Raw genomic sequence first — 16,776 nt, forward strand, 5'->3', positions numbered from 1 at the left:
AACAAAAAACAAGAAAATTATCACAAACCAAAAGCTGGCAAATTTGTGTTAACATTAAGTAAAATACAAACGATTGTTTATGATTTCGAGCACTTTTCACTACATTTGCAACCATTTTTAAAGATTTTATGAAAAACACTATTCAAGTTGGATTTTGGGAGAAGTTGGCCCGAATTATACTTAAAAACAGAATAACAATTCTGGTTATCCTATCTGCCTTAACTATTTTCCTTGGTTACCAATGGAAAAATCTTTCTATGACATATACCGAAGCAAACCTGCTTCCAAAAGATCATATTGCAAATAAAGAATACCAAAAATTCTTAGATAAATTTGGTGAAGAAGGAAACCTTGTGGTTATTGGTTTTCAGGATAAAAACTTTTTTACGCCTAAAAATTATGCCGCTTGGAATGAGTTAATGACAGGTTTAAAAAAGTCTAAAGAAGTTGATTTAGTAGTTTCTTTAAATGATTTGAAAAAACTAGAAAAGGATACGGTTAACGAAAAATTCGTTTTAACTCCATTTATCGACCAAAGCAAAGTTTTAGATCCAGCCTATTTAAAAAGCGTTCAGCACGACTTATTCAACAACTTGCCTTTTTACGAAGGATTATTGTTCAATAAAGAAAGTGGAAGTGTTCGCTCTGCGATTTATATCAATAAAGCTTTAGTAAATACTCCAGAAAGAAAAACTTTTATCCTTGAAAATTTAGTTCCGAAAATCGATAAATTCGAAAAAACAACAGGAATCGATCTTAAAGTTTCTGGAATGCCATACATCAGAACAATCAATGCAAACGATATGAAAGGCGAAATCGGACTTTTCATTGGTGCGGCTTTACTGACTGTTTCTCTGATTTTCTTTTTCTTTTTCCGTTCGTTCAGAGCTACTTTTATTTCAATTTGTATTTTGATTGTTGGCGTAATCTGGTCATTTGGAACACTTGGATTATTTGGATATAAAATCACAATTTTAACAGCAATTATTCCACCGCTGATTATTGTAATCGGAATTACAAACTGTATTTTCCTGATCAATAAATACCAGCAGGAAATCAAATTACATAACAATCAGGCAAAAGCTTTACAGCGTGTTATTTCTAAAATTGGAGTTTCGACTTTGATGACGAATTTGACTACCGCGATTGGTTTTGCAACATTTATGATTACTGGAAATGATCTTCTTTTCGAATTTGGAATGGTGACATCAATCAACGTGATTTCTGTTTATTTATTGACACTTTTTATCGTGCCAATTATTTACAGTTTCATGCCATTACCAAAAGAAAAACACTTATACCATTTAACTAAAACATACATTTCGACTTTATTGAATGTTGTTGAAGATTTGGTAAAATCGAAACGTAAAATCGTTTATATTGTTTATGGTTTACTTTTGGTTTTCAGCGTAATTGGAGTTTCACAAATGAAAGTTTCAGGAAGTTTAATTGGCGAAATGCCAAAAAGCGCTTCTTTCTTTAAAGATATTTTGTTTTACGAAAAAGAATTCAACGGCGTTATGCCTTTGGAAATCATGATTGACACCAAAAAGAAAAAAGGTGTTATGAAGGCTTCTACAATTCGTAAAATGGACGAATTGCAAAATACAATTGCTGAAATTCCTGAACTGGCAAAACCAGTTTCTGTTGTGAATTTGGTTAAATATTCGAAACAAGCTTTCTACAACGGAAATCCTGAATATTATCAATTGCCAACTTCGCAAGAGCAGACTTTTATTTTAAGTTATGCTAAAAATGCGACAAAAAACAGCAAAGAAAATCTAATGAAAGCGTATGTGGATTCAACTGGACAATATGCCAGAATCACTACTTTTATGAAAGATATTGGAACCGATGAAATGGCAAAAGTGGAGAAAAAATTGCATTCAAAAATTGATGAAATTTTCCCGAAAGACCGTTTTGAAGTTACCGTTACCGGAAAAGCATTAGTTTTTCAAAAAGGAACATCATACTTAGTTGACAACTTAATCGAATCTTTGATTTTCGCAATTTTGACAATTGCAGTTTTAATTTTGTATCTATTCCGTTCTTTCAAAATGGTAATGGCATCGGTAATTACGAATATTTTACCGCTTTGCATTACGTCTGGATTAATGGGGTATTTTGGAATTCCATTAAAACCATCTACTATTTTAGTATTCAGTATCGCGTTCGGAATCTCAGTTGATAATGCCATTCAGTTTATGGCGAAGTATCGACATGATTTGCTTCAAAGCGGCGGAAAAGTGAAAAAATCGGTTTTCAGTGCTTTAAGAGAAACCGGAATCAGTACCTTTTATACATCTGTAGTTTTGATTTTAGGTTTTGCGACTTTCACGTTATCAAGCTTTAGCGGAACAATTGCTTTGGGAGGATTAATTTCTTGTACTTTGGCTTTTGCAATGTTTGCGAATTTGGTTGTATTGCCTTCTTTGGTTTTGACTTTTGAAAAGAAGAAAACTAAGAAAGAGGAATTGGAGAATTTGGATAAATAGTTTTTTTGTCATAAAAGATATTCGCCACGAATTCACGAATTATTTATTTTTTATTCGTGAATTCGTGGCGGATAAATTTACACTAACAATTATCAGAACAATAAAAGGAACTCGAAACAGCTTCAAAAATTAATTATTATCGATTATATTTGCAGTTGTTCAAAACGAATATTATTTAATATCAATTATATATAAAAATGAAACACACAAAAGTTAGAGACTTATTAAACAGTACGACGACGTTACAGGAAGTGAATGCAAAAGGTTGGGTGAGAACTTTTAGAAATAATCAGTTCATCGCTTTAAATGACGGTTCTACAATTAATAATATTCAATGTGTTGTTGATTTTGAAAATACACCAGAAGAGACTTTAAAAAGAATCACTACTGGAGCGGCAGTTTCTGTAATTGGAACTTTAGTTGAAAGTAAAGGTGCGGGTCAGAAATATGAAATTCAGGTTTCTAAATTGGAAATTCTTGGAGATTCTGATGCTGAAAAATTCCCAATGCAGCCTAAAAAACACTCTCTAGAATTTTTACGTGAAAACGCTCACTTGCGTGTACGTACAAATGCTTTTGGTGCCATTATGCGTGTGCGTTCGGTGTTGTCTTATGCAGTTCACAAATATTTCCAAGATAAAGGTTTTGTTTACGTAAATACGCCAATTATTACTGGAGCTGATGCTGAAGGTGCTGGAGAGATGTTCCAAGTTACTTCATTGCCTTTGGATAATCTTCCAAAAAATGAAGAAGGAAACATTGATTTCAAAAAAGATTTCTTTGGAAAACATACCAACTTAACAGTTTCTGGACAGTTAGAAGGAGAAACTTTCGCAATGGCTTTGGGTCAGATTTATACTTTTGGACCAACGTTTAGAGCAGAAAACTCAAACACTTCTCGTCACTTGGCAGAATTCTGGATGATCGAGCCTGAGGTTGCTTTCAATGATTTGGATGACAACATGGATTTGGCTGAAGATTTTATTCAGTATGTAATTAAATATGCTTTAGACAACTGTAAAGACGATTTGAAATTCTTAGAAGGAAGACTTCTTGAAGAAGAAAAATCAAAACCACAAGCTGAAAGAAGCGAAATGGCTTTGTTAGAGAAATTGAACTTCGTTTTAGAAAACAACTTCAAACGTGTTTCTTATACTGAAGCAATTGATATTTTAAGAGATTCAACTCCAAATAAAAAGAAGAAATTTCAATATTTAATCAACGAATGGGGAGCTGATTTACAGTCAGAACACGAGCGTTTCTTGGTTGAAAAACACTTTAAATGTCCGGTAATTTTATACGATTACCCAGCAAACATTAAAGCGTTTTACATGCGTTTGAACGACAACACAGAACCAGGAAGAGAAACAGTTCGTGCAATGGATATCCTTTTCCCAGGAATTGGAGAAATCGTTGGTGGTTCTGAAAGAGAAGAGCGTTACGACGTTCTGGTTGAGAAAATGGAAAAACTTGGAATTGATAAAGAAGAATTATACTGGTATTTAGACACTAGAAGATTTGGTTCTGCAACGCACGCCGGTTTTGGTTTAGGATTTGAGCGTTTAGTATTGTTTGTAACAGGAATGACAAACATTAGAGACGTAATTCCTTTCCCAAGAACTCCTGGTAGTGCGGAATTTTAATAGAAAGTTATAAGTTATTTGCTATGAGTTAAGCGTAAAACCTTAACTCATATCATTTAAAAGAAATAAAAAAGTTAAATGTTATTTGTTATAAGTTAGGCGTCAAACCAAACTTTTAGCTTTAATTAATATGGTAGTTATTAGTTTTTTTTATGAATTAAGTGATACAACTTGTTCACAAGTAAAAGATTTTATGCAGCAACAACTCATAACCTCTAACACTTAACTCATAACTTAAAACTCAAAACTCTTAACCCAAACTATGCTAAAGCAATTTTTAAATTTAAAATTATCCCAAAAATTATCTCCACAGCAAATCCAGCTGATGAAGTTAATTCAATTGCCTACGCAAGCTTTTGAACAGCGTTTATTAGAAGAAATGAACGAAAATCCGGCTCTAGAAGCAGGAAAAGAAGACGATTACGAAGCTGATGAATACGCTAATGAAGATTACGACGATTATGATGATGCAGAATCTGACAGAATTGAAGCAGACGACATTAACATTGACGAATATCTAAGCGACGACGATACGCCTGACTACAAAACTCAGGTAAACAATTACAGTGACGACGAGGAACGTGAAACACCTTTTGCGGCTCCGATAAGTTTTCATCAGGATTTGATCAATCAGCTGAATACTTTCATTTTGAATGATGAAGAGCGCGAAATCGCTGAATTCCTTGTTGGAAGTATTGATGATATGGGTTATATCCGCAGAAGCATTCCGGATATTGTTGACGATATGGCTTTTACTCAGGGAATTTACACTGATGAAGCAATGGTCGAAAAAATGATGACGGTCATTCACGAATTGGAACCTTCGGGTGTTGGTGCGCGTGATTTGCAGGAATGTTTGTTGCTTCAATTAAAACATAAAACACCAACTGAATATGTTGATTTAGCAATCGACATTATCGAAAATCAGTTTGATGCTTTTACGAAGAAACATTACGATAAATTATTACAGAAATACAGCATTTCAAACGAACAGCTTAAAAAAGCTATTCACGAAATCGAAAGACTAAATCCAAAACCAGGCGGATCTTTTACTGGAAATAATAAAGTTACTGAAAATGTGGTTCCAGACTTCGCCATCAGAATTGTTGACGGTGAACTAGAACTGACTTTAAACGGACGAAATGCTCCTTCCCTGCACGTTTCTAAAGATTATCAGGAAATGATGCAGACGTACAAAGAATCTCGTGATAAATCGACTGCACAGAAAGATGCGGTTCAGTTTATCAAACAAAAACTGGATTCGGCAAAATGGTTTATCGATGCGATTAGACAACGTCAGGAAACGCTTTTTGTAACGATGAATGCGATTATGCATTATCAGGAAGAATATTTCTTAGACGGTGACGAAACCAAACTAAAACCAATGATCTTAAAAGATATTGCAGATATGGTTGGTTTGGACATTTCGACGATTTCACGTGTTGCAAACAGTAAATATGTTGAAACTCCTTATGGAACGAAATTAATTAAAGAATTCTTCTCTGAAGCGATGAAAAACGATCAAGGTGAAGATGTTTCAACTCTTGAAATCAAAAAAATTCTTCAAAACACAATTGAGGATGAAGACAAGAGAAAACCGCTTCCAGACGATCAATTGGCTGAAATCTTAAAAGAAAAAGGTTATCCAATTGCTAGAAGGACAATTGCTAAATACCGTGAACAACTTGATATTCCGGTAGCGAGAATGAGAAAGAAGATTTAATTTTCACAAATAAAAAACCCGACAAATTTAAAATCTGTCGGGTTTATTTTTGCTTTTAATTTTATTTATATTGATCTGGCAAAATCTTCACATCAAATAAAAATATTTTCTTTTTATCACTGTAATGATAGATCAACGTATAATCATTGTCTCTAAAAACTTGAAGTCCAGGATTTGCTTTTGCAGTACTGATTAGACTTTTTCCAATTTCATCTTTAATCACGTTTACCTCAGCAGTTTCTTTTACGACATTCAATAAAGTCAAATTGTATTGAACTTCTCTTTCTTCACCCAAAGTCACACTATCTAATCGAATACCTTCCTGAATGTTTAACGGACAGTTTTTATTGTACTTTTCAACTAATTCTGTGATTTCTGTTTTTACTTCAGTAGCATTTTCAGAAAGATAAAACTGAAAAAAAATAGCTAAAGCCACTGCAATTCCAATTACAACTAATAATAAAATATTTTGTTTTCTCATACTTTGTATTATTTATTAAGGCTTATAAGTGGAATTTAAAAATCTATTTTTCCTGATTTTTTTTCATTGCATTAAAATATGCCGCACGGCTTAACGGCTCATATTCTTCGGTTTCGCCAAGCATAACTAATTTGTCATTTGCAGTTTTTCTAAAACTATAATTGGCTAAATTTCCAGTTCGCGTACAAACAGCATGAACTTTAGTTACATATTCGGCAGTTGCCATAAGTCCTGGCATTGGTCCAAACGGATTTCCTTTAAAATCCATATCCAATCCAGCCACAATTACGCGAATTCCTTGATTTGCTAAATCGTTGCAAACCGTGATAATTTCATCATCAAAAAACTGCGCTTCGTCAATACCAATCACATCACAGCCTTGTGCCAAAATCAAGATATTAGCCGCCGCAGGAACTGGCGTAGAACGAATTTCGTTGGCATCATGAGACACTATCATTTCGTCATGATAACGAGTATCAATAGCTGGTTTAAAAATTTCGACTTTTTGTTTGGCAAATTGGGCGCGCTTTAATCTTCGGATCAGCTCTTCGGTTTTACCCGAAAACATTGATCCACAAATAACTTCAATCCAACCAAATTGTTCTTTGTGATTTACTGTATTTTCGAGAAACATTTTGTATTTTTCTGCCTTTAAAAATGAATAGTTTTTATTACTTTGTACTGGTAATAAATCGACGTAAAAATGTGTTGTTTTACATTTTTTCAAAAGTAGAAAATTTTTATCAAATCAAATATTAGCGAAAGCTTATTAACAGAAATAAAAAATTATCTTTTGAATTTCCTTGAGAATAGAGACATTCAGACATCAAATACACTAAAATACCTTATTCACTATAATTTTCAACAGTTATGAAAAAAAAATTGGAAGCTGATTTAATCAGCATTGCACATCGAATTTTGAAACTTAAAAACAAATCCGATATCAATCAATTGTACCTTGAAACTCAGAAATTATATGAGAAATTAGCCGTATTAAAATTTGTTGACGAAAATTTCGACACCTTAAAACCAACAATCGGACAAACTGAAATTAATGCTGAATTGGAAACTATTTTCGATAAAGAAGAAAGTGCAATTCCAGCTTTAATCGAAAATGAAGCTCCAACAGTAGAAAAAGTAATTGCACTTGAAGAATCTTACGAACCTGAAATTTCAGAAGAAAAACCAGCAGAAGTTGTTGAAACTGCTGAACCAATTGCTGAAGAAGTTGAAGAAACTATTGAACCTATTGTTGCAGAAATTGAGGAACCAATTATTGAAGAAACAATTGAACCAATCGTTGCTGAAAAAGTAATTGAACCAGAAATTGAAAAGGTAGAAGAAATTAAAAGTGATGAACTTTCATTTACAACTGTAAACGATTTAAAACCAATTCCTGATTTTAAACCTGCTTTTGAATTAGAAGTTGAAGAAATCAAAGATGAAGTTAAAGAAGAACCAAAAACTCCAATTTCTTCAATTCCGACAATACAATTTGAAGATTTCGGTGTCAATTATGCCGATGCCCAATTTGTAAAAGTAGATAGTTTTGAAGCCGTTCCTCCTGTAAAAACTCCTTCGATTAATGATTTTAAAGAAGAAAAAAAGGAAGAGAAAAAAATCGAAACAGCAATTCTTGAAACTCCTGCACAACCAAAAGCAGTAAGTTTAAATGAAAAACTGTCAAGAGGATTTCATATTGATTTAAATGACAGAATTGCTTTTACCAAAAACCTTTTCGGAAACAGCACAGAAGATTACAGCCGTGTTTTAAACCAATTAATGACTTTTGATTCTTATAGCGAAGCTAAAGATTTTATCGAAAACATGGTAAAACCAGATTATAATAACTGGGATGGAAAAGAAGATTATACCGAGCGTTTTATGGGGATTATTGAGAAAAAATTCGCTTAACGGTTTCATATTTCACATCCTAAATTTTACGAATAAACAACTATGTCCAAATTATATATCGTTCCAACGCCAATTGGCAATCTTGAAGACATGACTTTTAGAGCCATTCGGGTTTTAAAAGAAGTCGATTTGATTTTGGCGGAAGACACCCGCACAAGCGGAAAACTCTTAAAGCATTTTGAAATTGGTACGCATATGCACAGCCATCATATGCACAACGAACATAAAACAACTGAAAATTTAATTGCTCGTTTGAAAGCTGGCGAAACCATTGCTTTGATTTCAGATGCTGGAACTCCAGCTATTTCAGATCCTGGATTTTTATTGACTCGCGCTTGTGTTGAAAATAAAATCGAGGTGGAATGTCTTCCAGGAGCAACAGCTTTTGTTCCTGCTTTAGTAAACAGCGGACTCCCAAACGATAAATTTGTTTTTGAAGGTTTCCTTCCTGATAAAAAAGGACGCCAGACTCGTTTTTTGGCTTTAGCCGAAGAAACTAGAACGATGATTTTATACGTTTCTCCGCATAAACTCGTTAAAACTTTAGCCGAATTTGTACAATATTTTGGAGAAGACCGACAAGTCTGCGTTTCGAGAGAATTATCAAAATTGCACGAAGAAAATGTACGCGGAACTGCAAAAGAAGTTTTAGCACATTTTGAAAAAACAGCTCCACGCGGCGAAATAGTCGTTGTAGTTGCAGGAAAAACAATAGAAAAAGAAGCCAAGAAAAGTAAATATTCTAAAGACGAAGAGGAATAAATAATTATACAGCCACAGATTAAAAAGATTCTCACAGATTATTTTAAAAAATCTTTTTTAATCCTTTTAATCTGTGGCAAAAAAATAAATCAAAATCATGAGCATACAAGCCTTTTTAGAAAAAGTAAAACAAACTCCAACTCAAATCACATTTCCTGAAACTATTGCCGTAATTGAAGAAAATTACAATTTTACTCCAACAGCTTTTCAAAACGGAACACAGCATAATGCAGCTGGTGAAAATTCAGGTTCTTGCAAATTATTTTCTTTCGCAAAATTGCAAAACTTAAGCAAAGAAGAAACTTTAGCTTGTTTTGGAGCATTTTACTTTGAAGAAGTTTTAGGCGATCCAAACGGAACGAATCACCAAAACATTAGAAATTTCATCAACTTAGGTTGGGACGGAATTCAGTTTGAAGGAAATGCTTTAGAAGCAAAATAATATTTTAGGCTTTAGAATGTAGATTTTAGATTTCTGAAATCTACATTCTAAAAAACTTTGTCAAAGTTAAAAAGTGAATATCTCTACTACAGATTAAAAATCCTTTTTAAATCCTTTATTCCGATAGCTATCGGGAGTGGCAAAAAAAATTACCAATCCGATTAAACGATTTCACAGATCTGAAGTCTAAAATCTAAAATTTAAAATCAACCCATGCGTTGGACCTTAAAACCAAAACCTTCTGAAGAAAAAATTAAACATTTAGCGCAAGCTTTAAATGTAGAAGATTTTGTAGCATCACTGCTAATTCAGCGTGGAATTGAGACTTTTGATGAAGCGAAGAATTTCTTTCGTCCGTCATTAGAACATCTTCATGATCCGTATTTGATGAAAGATATGGATAAAGCTGTTGCAAGAATTGAACAAGCAATAGAAAATGGAGAAAACATCTTAGTTTTTGGCGATTACGATGTCGACGGAACAACAGCAGTTTCTTTGGTTTCTTCGTATTTAAAATCGCATTATCCAAATATTGCAACTTACATTCCAGATCGTTATGAAGAAGGTTATGGAGTTTCCTATAAAGGAATTGATTATGCCGACGACAACGGAATTTCTCTAATTATAGCTCTCGACTGCGGAATCAAATCGATTGATCATATCGCTTACGCGAAAGCAAAAAACATCGATTTTATTGTTTGCGATCACCACCGTCCTGGAGAAATTCTTCCAGATGCCATTGCTGTTTTAGATCCAAAAAGAGAAGATTGCTCTTATCCTTATGATGAATTGTGCGGTTGTGGAGTTGGTTTTAAACTGATTCAGGCTTTGGGCCAAAATCGAAATGAAACTATTGAAGATTTAGTTCCATACCTTGATTTGGTTGCTACTGCAATTGCCGCCGATATTGTTCCAATTACGGGAGAAAATCGTGTTTTAGCTTATTTCGGACTGAAAGTCATTAACAGTGAACCAAGACCCGGAATCAAAGCTTTAACCCATCAAGTAAAAAAGAAAGTTCTCGATATTACTGATGTCGTTTTTATAATTTCACCAAGAATTAATGCGGCAGGAAGAATCAAACATGGAAATCATGCCGTTGAACTTTTAACTGAATTCAACTTTGAACAAGCACAGCAATTTGCTTCAGAAATTGAACAATATAATGCCGACAGAAAAGATTTAGATAAAAAAATTACGAAAGAAGCTTTTCAGCAAATTATAGAAAATAATGAAGAAGAGCGTTTTTCGACTGTCGTTTTTCAGGAAGACTGGCACAAAGGTGTTATCGGAATTGTGGCTTCGAGATTAATTGAAACTTATTATCGTCCGACTTTGGTTTTTACTAAAAGTGGTGACAAATATGCCGCTTCTGCCCGATCTGTAAAAGGTTTTGATGTTTATAATGCATTAGACGCCTGCGCCGAACATTTGGAACAATTTGGAGGCCACATGTACGCTGCAGGAATGACTTTAAAAGCAGAAAACTATCAAAATTTTAAAGAGGCTTTTGAAAAACAAGTTGCGGAAACCATTTTACCAGAAATGCGAACTCCAGAAATCGAAATCGATGCTGAAATCAATTTCTCTGATATAACGCCAAAACTCATTCGGATTTTAAAACAATTCGAACCTTTTGGCCCGCAAAATATGACACCCGTTTTTATGACTTCTGATGCAATAGATACTGGTTATGCCAAAACTTTAGGCGCTGAAGAAGAACATTTAAGGCTTTTTGCCAAACAACATAATTCTGACGGAATTGCCGCAATTGGCTTTGGACTCGGAAAAAAATTAAATATTGTACAAAATCAAAATCCGTTTCAATTGGCGTATTGCATTGCAGAAAACGAATGGAACGGAACTGTTTCAACACAGCTTATGCTGAAAGACATTAGAACAAATGGAAGAAATTAAATCAAATAAGCCAGATCCTTATCAGGCACTTAGATATAGAGAATTCAACGTATTTTTATTATTGCGTTTTGCGATGGTTTTTGCCTGGTCAATGCAATTTATTGTTATTGAATGGGAAGTTTACAGTTTAACTAAAAACCCGCTTTCTTTAGGAATTATTGGTTTAATGGAAATTATTCCAGCTGTTTCAATGTCTTTATTTGCTGGACATATTGTAGATCAAAGAGAAAAGAAAAGCTTATTGGTAAAATGTATTTTAGGATTTTCAGTAATTAGTTTCGGGCTTTTCTTGTTGACTTGGCCAAAAGTAGTTGGAGGCTGGTCTACACATCTTATTTTGTATTCCATTTACGCATTAGTATTTTTTGGAGGAATCGTTCGTTCTTTTATGGGGCCAACCATCTTCTCGCTTTTATCATTGATTATCCCTAAAAAAGTATATCCAAATGCTGCGACTTGGAGCAGTTCAGTTTGGCAGATTGGAGCTGTTATGGGACCAGCATTAGCAGGTTTCTCAATTAACTGGATTGGGGTTCACTGGTCAATGTGTTTGGTTTTTGGATTTTCAATTCTTTCGTTAATTGCCCTATCACAAATCAGCCAAAAACCGATTGTAAATCCAAAAATGGGAGAATCTATAAAAGACAGTCTTATGGAAGGTTTGACATTCGTTTTTAAAAACAAAATCGTTCTCGGTGCATTATCTCTTGATATGATTGCTGTACTTTTTGGAGGTGCTGTTGCATTATTGCCTGTTTTTGCCCAAGACATCTTGAAAGTTGGTTCTGAAGGTTTCGGAATTTTAAGAGCCGCTCCTGCGGTTGGAGCTTTTATCACAATGTTAGTTTCTGCTTATGTGCCTTTGTATGAAAATGCAGGAAAGAAACTTTTAATTGCCATATTTGTTTTTGGTTTATCCATCATCTTGTTCGGATTATCAACTTATTTCTGGCTCTCTGTTTTTGCCTTATTTTTAAGCGGATTAGCTGACGGAATCTCAGTGGTAATTCGCCAAACTATTTTACAGCTTAAAACTCCCGATCATATGCGCGGACGTGTGGGCGCTGTAAATTCAATATTTGTTGGATCTTCAAATGAATTAGGGGCTTTTGAAAGTGGTGCAACTGCCAAATTGATGGGAGCCGTTACTTCTGTTGTTTTTGGAGGAAGTATCACACTTTTAACTGTAGTTTTTACTGCATTGAAATCGCCTACTTTTAGAAATTTAGATTTGAAAAAAGATATGGATGATCATCATAAATTAGAGTAGATGAAATCCTTTTTTCTTTCTTTGTTCTTTATATTTTCCTTTTTTGCAAATGGGCAAAATCTCTATATCAAAACTTACGGAAACGAAAAGAATAAAACCATAATTTTTATTCATGGCGGGCCAAGTGGCAATGCAACTTTGTTTGAGGGAACGACAGCTCAAAAACTGGCCGATTTAGGTTTTTATGTTATTGCTTATGATCGAAGAGGCGAAGGAAGATCTGCAGATCCAAATGCGAAATTTACTTACGAGGAAGCTTTTCAGGATTTAAATTCGATTTATGCAACATACCATTTAAAAAAAGCTATTTTGCTTGGACACAGTTTTGGCGGTTTGGTGGCAACACTTTATACCAATAAATATCCACAAAATGTGAGCGCTTTGGTTTTGGCTGGCGCTTTGTTTTCCCAGCAAGAAACTTATGATCACATTTTAAATACGCTGAAGAAAAAATACAATAGGGATTCTGAACAATTGAAAAAAATCAGTATTGTAGAAAATTTAAATAAAAACTCTGCCGAATATAGAAAAGGTTGTTACGATCTTGCAGGAGAAAATGGCTTTTTTAAAATGCCAAATCCGACCGCAGAATCTAAAAAACTTTACGCCCATTACGAAGCTGGAGAATTTTATAAAACCAATATTAGAAATAAAAATGCACCATTAGTTTTTTATCAAAACGAAAAACAAAATAACATCGACAGCAGACCTTTTTTAAAGAAAATCAAATCTGCTGGAGTTCCTATTTATGGAATTTACGGAAAAGATGACGGTATTTTTTCATCGGCACAAATTAATTCTCTTAAAGCAATAACTGGAGGAAAACACTTCGCTTTTCTGGAAAATTGCTCGCATTATTTATTTGTTGACCAACAGGCAGCATTTCTTTCCAAACTAAAATATTGGCTGAAGTGACTTACCCCCCAAAAAAAACTATAAACATCTAAAAATCAAATAATAATATTTTTTTTTAGCTTTTTTTTATGCTTTTATTAATCAAGTATTAATACAAACCGAGTGTATCTTTGTGGCCTAAAAATTTTGTCATGAAAGACATCGAGCAGATATACCGAAACGATTTTGGAATTTCATTTTATTGGAAAGAAGGCAATGAAGTTATATCAGATAAAATTCAGTTGCTTTTTAAACAAATGGGATTTTATTTTTCAGTTCAAGAATTAAATGAATTTCACGATTTGATTGAAGATTGCGTAACAGACCACAATGATTATGATACAAGTGGCGTAAAACGTGCTTTCGATAAATTTTTATTAAAAACCCCCTATGTTGCGATAGATTTAGAAATATCACCAATTGAATTAACTTCTATAAAAGACTTGGTTGATGGTTCTTTATTTCGACTTCATCTCAATGAATATATTCATGGTGCAGGCATGAATTAAACTTTCTTCCATTGCAACTCTTCATAAATAGTTGTAATAGAGTTTCTTTCAAATGTTAAAAATTGAATAAAAGAATATTCAATCTTAATCTTATTTCATTTCTTTATTCTAAAAATCAAGCAAATGAAATATACTGCATTTTTATTTTCTGTTGTTTTTACATCTAACATTTTCGCTCAAGAATCTGCTATTTCGGGTAAACTAAAAAATGCGCAAAACGACGAAGAACTTGATTATGTAAATATCGGAATTGCTAATAAAAATGTTGGAACTGTTTCAAATTCGAAAGGGATTTTCAAATTAAATTTAAATGAAAAAGTAAATCCTAACGATACAATTGTCTTTTCTCATATTGGTTTTGAAACCAAAAAAATATTAGTCAATCAACTGAAATCTGACCATAATGTTATTGAAATGATTCCTTCTGAAAATTCTTTGAAGGAAGTTGTGGTCTCTTTCAAAAAACCTAAACCAAAACAATTCGGCAGAAGTTCAAAAGGACTTGGTCTTATGCATTTTAATTTTTTTACTGCTCTAGACAAAACGGTTGATGATTATTTAAGTCGCGAAAGAGGAATGGAATTTAAAATCAAAAAAGATTGCAAAGTAGAGAGTTTTAATTTCAATATTACTTCAAACGAGTTTAAATTGGTTAAATTCAGATTGAACTTTTATAAAGTTGAAAACGGCTTTCCTTCCAAAATCTTAATTGAAAAAGATATTATTTTTGAAGTAAAAGATAACCAGCTTGGATTGTTTACAGTCGATTTAAAACCTTACGATATTTATTTGGATAAAGAAATGGGAGATATTGCTGTGACAATTCAATGGATTGAAAGCATAAAAAACAATGAAAAAAGCAAATTCTTCTCTATTTCTACAGCCGTATCTGCAACCGAAAATAGTTTTTACAGAGAAAAAAATATGGCCAATTGGTTTAGAAGCGGACAAAGCTTGACTTTTTACCTCAACACGATGTGCCAGTAAAATGAAAAATTTTATTCTTTTTTATGATTTTTTTATTTAGAATTAATTTAAATAATATTTATATTTGTTGAAATTAAAGGATTTACGATGAGAGAAATTGAACAAATATATCATAATAACTTTGGAATAGCTTTTTACTGGAAAGATCATAACACTACAATTTCAGACAAAGTGCAATTAGTTTTTAAAGAAACTGGCTTTTATTTTACAGTTCAGGAATTGAATCATTTTTGCGATTTGATTGAAGATAGTATGATTGAAAACTCTTGTTGTGAAGCTTGCGAAATGAAATATTCTTGCCATAAGTTTTTATTGAAAACACCATGCAATTCGATAGATTTAGCTGTAAATATGACCGAATTAAAATCGATTAAAGATTTGGTCGAAGGCTCTTTATTCAAAATTGAACTGGATGAATATGTTTATGGAGTCGGTATGAATTAAGAAGCATTCCAAATATTTTAACAACATTTTTTCATTATTGAAATATATTTTGATTCAATTCAAAAAAAAGTATATTTACAGCAATGAAAAAAGCTGTATTTCTATTCACCACTATTCTTACGACAATTTTCATTGTCAGCTGCAACAATAAATCTGAAGAATATATTGATCCGCGCGGAACTGATTATGCAGGTTCTGAAAGCTGTGTGCAATGTCATAAAGTACAGTCAGATATGGCATTCAAAAGTTCGCATTTTAAAGCTACAGCTCCAGCTATTTTAGGAAATGTTTCTGGAGATTTTGATTCTAAAAACCATACTTTCATTTATGATATAGACACCAAACTGGTGATGGAAAAACATGGCGACAGTTTGTATCAGGTTTTGTATAAGAATGGAAAAGAAACTGAAAGATATAAATTCGAAATTGTATTTGGAACCAAACACGCACAGACATCTGTTTATTGGAAAAATAATAATACTTACGAATTACCGCTTTCTTTTTATCATTCGATAAACAATTGGGCAACAAGTCCAGGGTTTCCAGCTGATAAACCTTATTTTGACAGAATGGTCGTTAAAGATTGCTACGCTTGTCACAGTTCAAATATCAGTTCGCGAACTGTTGATCAGAGTTCGGCGGAAAAAAACTTCATGTCAATGGATATCGAAGACGTAATCAATAAAAAAACTATTGTTTACGGAATTGACTGCGAACGCTGTCACGGACCTGCAAAAAAACATGCAGAATTTCATTTGAAAAATCCAAATGTAAAAGTTGCCAATAGCATTACAAGTTTCAAAACCCTTACAAGACAGCAAAAATTAGATGCTTGTGCATTGTGCCATGCAGGAAATGACGGAATGAAATTAAAATCTCGTTTTGAGTTTAAACCTGGAGATAATTTATCGGAATTCTTTCGTGAAACGAGAAGTATTACAGATACCGCAAAATTTGATGTTCACGGCAATCAATTTCGTTTAATGGCACAAAGCAAATGTTTTATAAATAGCGAAAAAATGGATTGTATTACTTGTCACAATCCGCATGAAAATGCTTCTAAGAACATGGCTTCTTATTCTAAAATTTGTATGAGCTGTCATCAGGGTTTAAAACACAATCAAACGACCCTAAAAACAATGCCTGAAAAATTATTAGACGATAATTGTGTAGAATGCCATATGCCGAAAAAAGCTTCAAACGCCATTAGTTTTCAGCTTTCAAACAGCAAACAATTATCAAATTATATTTTGAGAACGCACAAAATTGGAATTTACCCAAGTTTGAAAAAGTAG

The 16,776-nt window shown here is 33.1% G+C and carries 15 protein-coding genes; 13 read left to right on the forward strand and 2 right to left on the reverse strand.

Features of this window, described 5'->3' with window-relative positions; genetic code table 11:
* The first annotated feature begins 128 nt into the window (after positions 1 to 128).
* From OD917_RS17165 to rpoN, 3 genes are all read left to right on the forward strand, one after another.
* Positions 129 to 2,495, forward strand: a complete 2,367-nt coding sequence (locus OD917_RS17165) for an efflux RND transporter permease subunit (RefSeq protein ID WP_263524617.1) — start codon at positions 129 to 131, stop codon at positions 2,493 to 2,495.
* 197 nt (positions 2,496 to 2,692) lie between these two features.
* Entirely contained in the window at positions 2,693 to 4,138 is a 1,446-nt protein-coding gene (gene asnS, locus OD917_RS17170) for an asparagine--tRNA ligase (RefSeq protein WP_263524618.1), read from the forward strand.
* 262 nt (positions 4,139 to 4,400) lie between these two features.
* Positions 4,401 to 5,861 carry an RNA polymerase factor sigma-54 gene (gene rpoN, locus OD917_RS17175; protein WP_263524619.1) on the forward strand — a complete coding sequence of 487 codons (1,461 nt, stop codon included), beginning with the start codon at positions 4,401 to 4,403 and terminating at the stop codon, positions 5,859 to 5,861.
* A 61-nt stretch (positions 5,862 to 5,922) separates the two neighbouring features.
* Here the strand turns inward: rpoN and OD917_RS17180 are convergent, their stop codons facing one another.
* Both OD917_RS17180 and OD917_RS17185 read right to left on the reverse strand, forming a co-directional pair.
* The gene (locus OD917_RS17180) at positions 5,923 to 6,342 is read right to left on the reverse strand and encodes a hypothetical protein (protein ID WP_263524620.1); all 420 of its coding nucleotides are present in this window, start codon (positions 6,340 to 6,342) and stop codon (positions 5,923 to 5,925) included.
* 43 nt (positions 6,343 to 6,385) lie between these two features.
* Positions 6,386 to 6,976 (reverse strand): thymidine kinase, encoded by a 591-nt coding sequence (locus tag OD917_RS17185; RefSeq protein WP_263524832.1) that lies wholly within the window; start codon positions 6,974 to 6,976, stop codon positions 6,386 to 6,388.
* A gap of 236 nt (positions 6,977 to 7,212) precedes the next feature.
* Here OD917_RS17185 and OD917_RS17190 point away from each other — a divergent pair, with 236 nt between their 5' ends.
* The 10 genes from OD917_RS17190 to OD917_RS17235 all read left to right on the forward strand — a co-directional run bounded on the left by OD917_RS17190 (position 7,213) and on the right by OD917_RS17235 (position 16,776).
* Positions 7,213 to 8,256: a hypothetical protein gene (locus OD917_RS17190; protein ID WP_263524621.1), complete on the forward strand. Its 1,044-nt coding sequence runs from the start codon at positions 7,213 to 7,215 to the stop codon at positions 8,254 to 8,256.
* Between the two features lie 42 nt (positions 8,257 to 8,298).
* Positions 8,299 to 9,018: a 16S rRNA (cytidine(1402)-2'-O)-methyltransferase gene (gene rsmI / locus OD917_RS17195; protein WP_250834968.1), complete on the forward strand. Its 720-nt coding sequence runs from the start codon at positions 8,299 to 8,301 to the stop codon at positions 9,016 to 9,018.
* 97 nt (positions 9,019 to 9,115) lie between these two features.
* A complete protein-coding gene (locus OD917_RS17200; RefSeq protein WP_008465164.1) occupies positions 9,116 to 9,460 on the forward strand; it encodes a HopJ type III effector protein in 345 nt (114 codons plus the stop codon).
* A 213-nt stretch (positions 9,461 to 9,673) separates the two neighbouring features.
* The gene (gene recJ / locus OD917_RS17205) at positions 9,674 to 11,377 is read left to right on the forward strand and encodes a single-stranded-DNA-specific exonuclease RecJ (RefSeq protein WP_263524622.1); all 1,704 of its coding nucleotides are present in this window, start codon (positions 9,674 to 9,676) and stop codon (positions 11,375 to 11,377) included.
* Positions 11,364 to 12,647: an MFS transporter gene (locus tag OD917_RS17210; protein ID WP_263524623.1), complete on the forward strand. Its 1,284-nt coding sequence runs from the start codon at positions 11,364 to 11,366 to the stop codon at positions 12,645 to 12,647. Before recJ ends, OD917_RS17210 begins: the two co-directional genes overlap by 14 nt.
* Positions 12,648 to 13,562 carry an alpha/beta fold hydrolase gene (locus OD917_RS17215; RefSeq protein WP_263524624.1) on the forward strand — a complete coding sequence of 305 codons (915 nt, stop codon included), beginning with the start codon at positions 12,648 to 12,650 and terminating at the stop codon, positions 13,560 to 13,562.
* 131 nt (positions 13,563 to 13,693) lie between these two features.
* Positions 13,694 to 14,050: a hypothetical protein gene (locus tag OD917_RS17220; protein WP_263524625.1), complete on the forward strand. Its 357-nt coding sequence runs from the start codon at positions 13,694 to 13,696 to the stop codon at positions 14,048 to 14,050.
* A gap of 123 nt (positions 14,051 to 14,173) precedes the next feature.
* The gene (locus OD917_RS17225) at positions 14,174 to 15,037 is read left to right on the forward strand and encodes a carboxypeptidase-like regulatory domain-containing protein (RefSeq protein WP_263524626.1); all 864 of its coding nucleotides are present in this window, start codon (positions 14,174 to 14,176) and stop codon (positions 15,035 to 15,037) included.
* An 87-nt stretch (positions 15,038 to 15,124) separates the two neighbouring features.
* Positions 15,125 to 15,481 carry a hypothetical protein gene (locus OD917_RS17230; protein WP_129746570.1) on the forward strand — a complete coding sequence of 119 codons (357 nt, stop codon included), beginning with the start codon at positions 15,125 to 15,127 and terminating at the stop codon, positions 15,479 to 15,481.
* Between the two features lie 83 nt (positions 15,482 to 15,564).
* Complete coding sequence (locus OD917_RS17235; RefSeq protein ID WP_263524627.1) at positions 15,565 to 16,776, forward strand: cytochrome c3 family protein; 1,212 nt, start codon at positions 15,565 to 15,567, stop codon at positions 16,774 to 16,776.

It is taken from the genome of Flavobacterium sp. SH_e, from assembly GCF_025717045.1.
In the GTDB taxonomy this organism is placed as follows: domain Bacteria; phylum Bacteroidota; class Bacteroidia; order Flavobacteriales; family Flavobacteriaceae; genus Flavobacterium.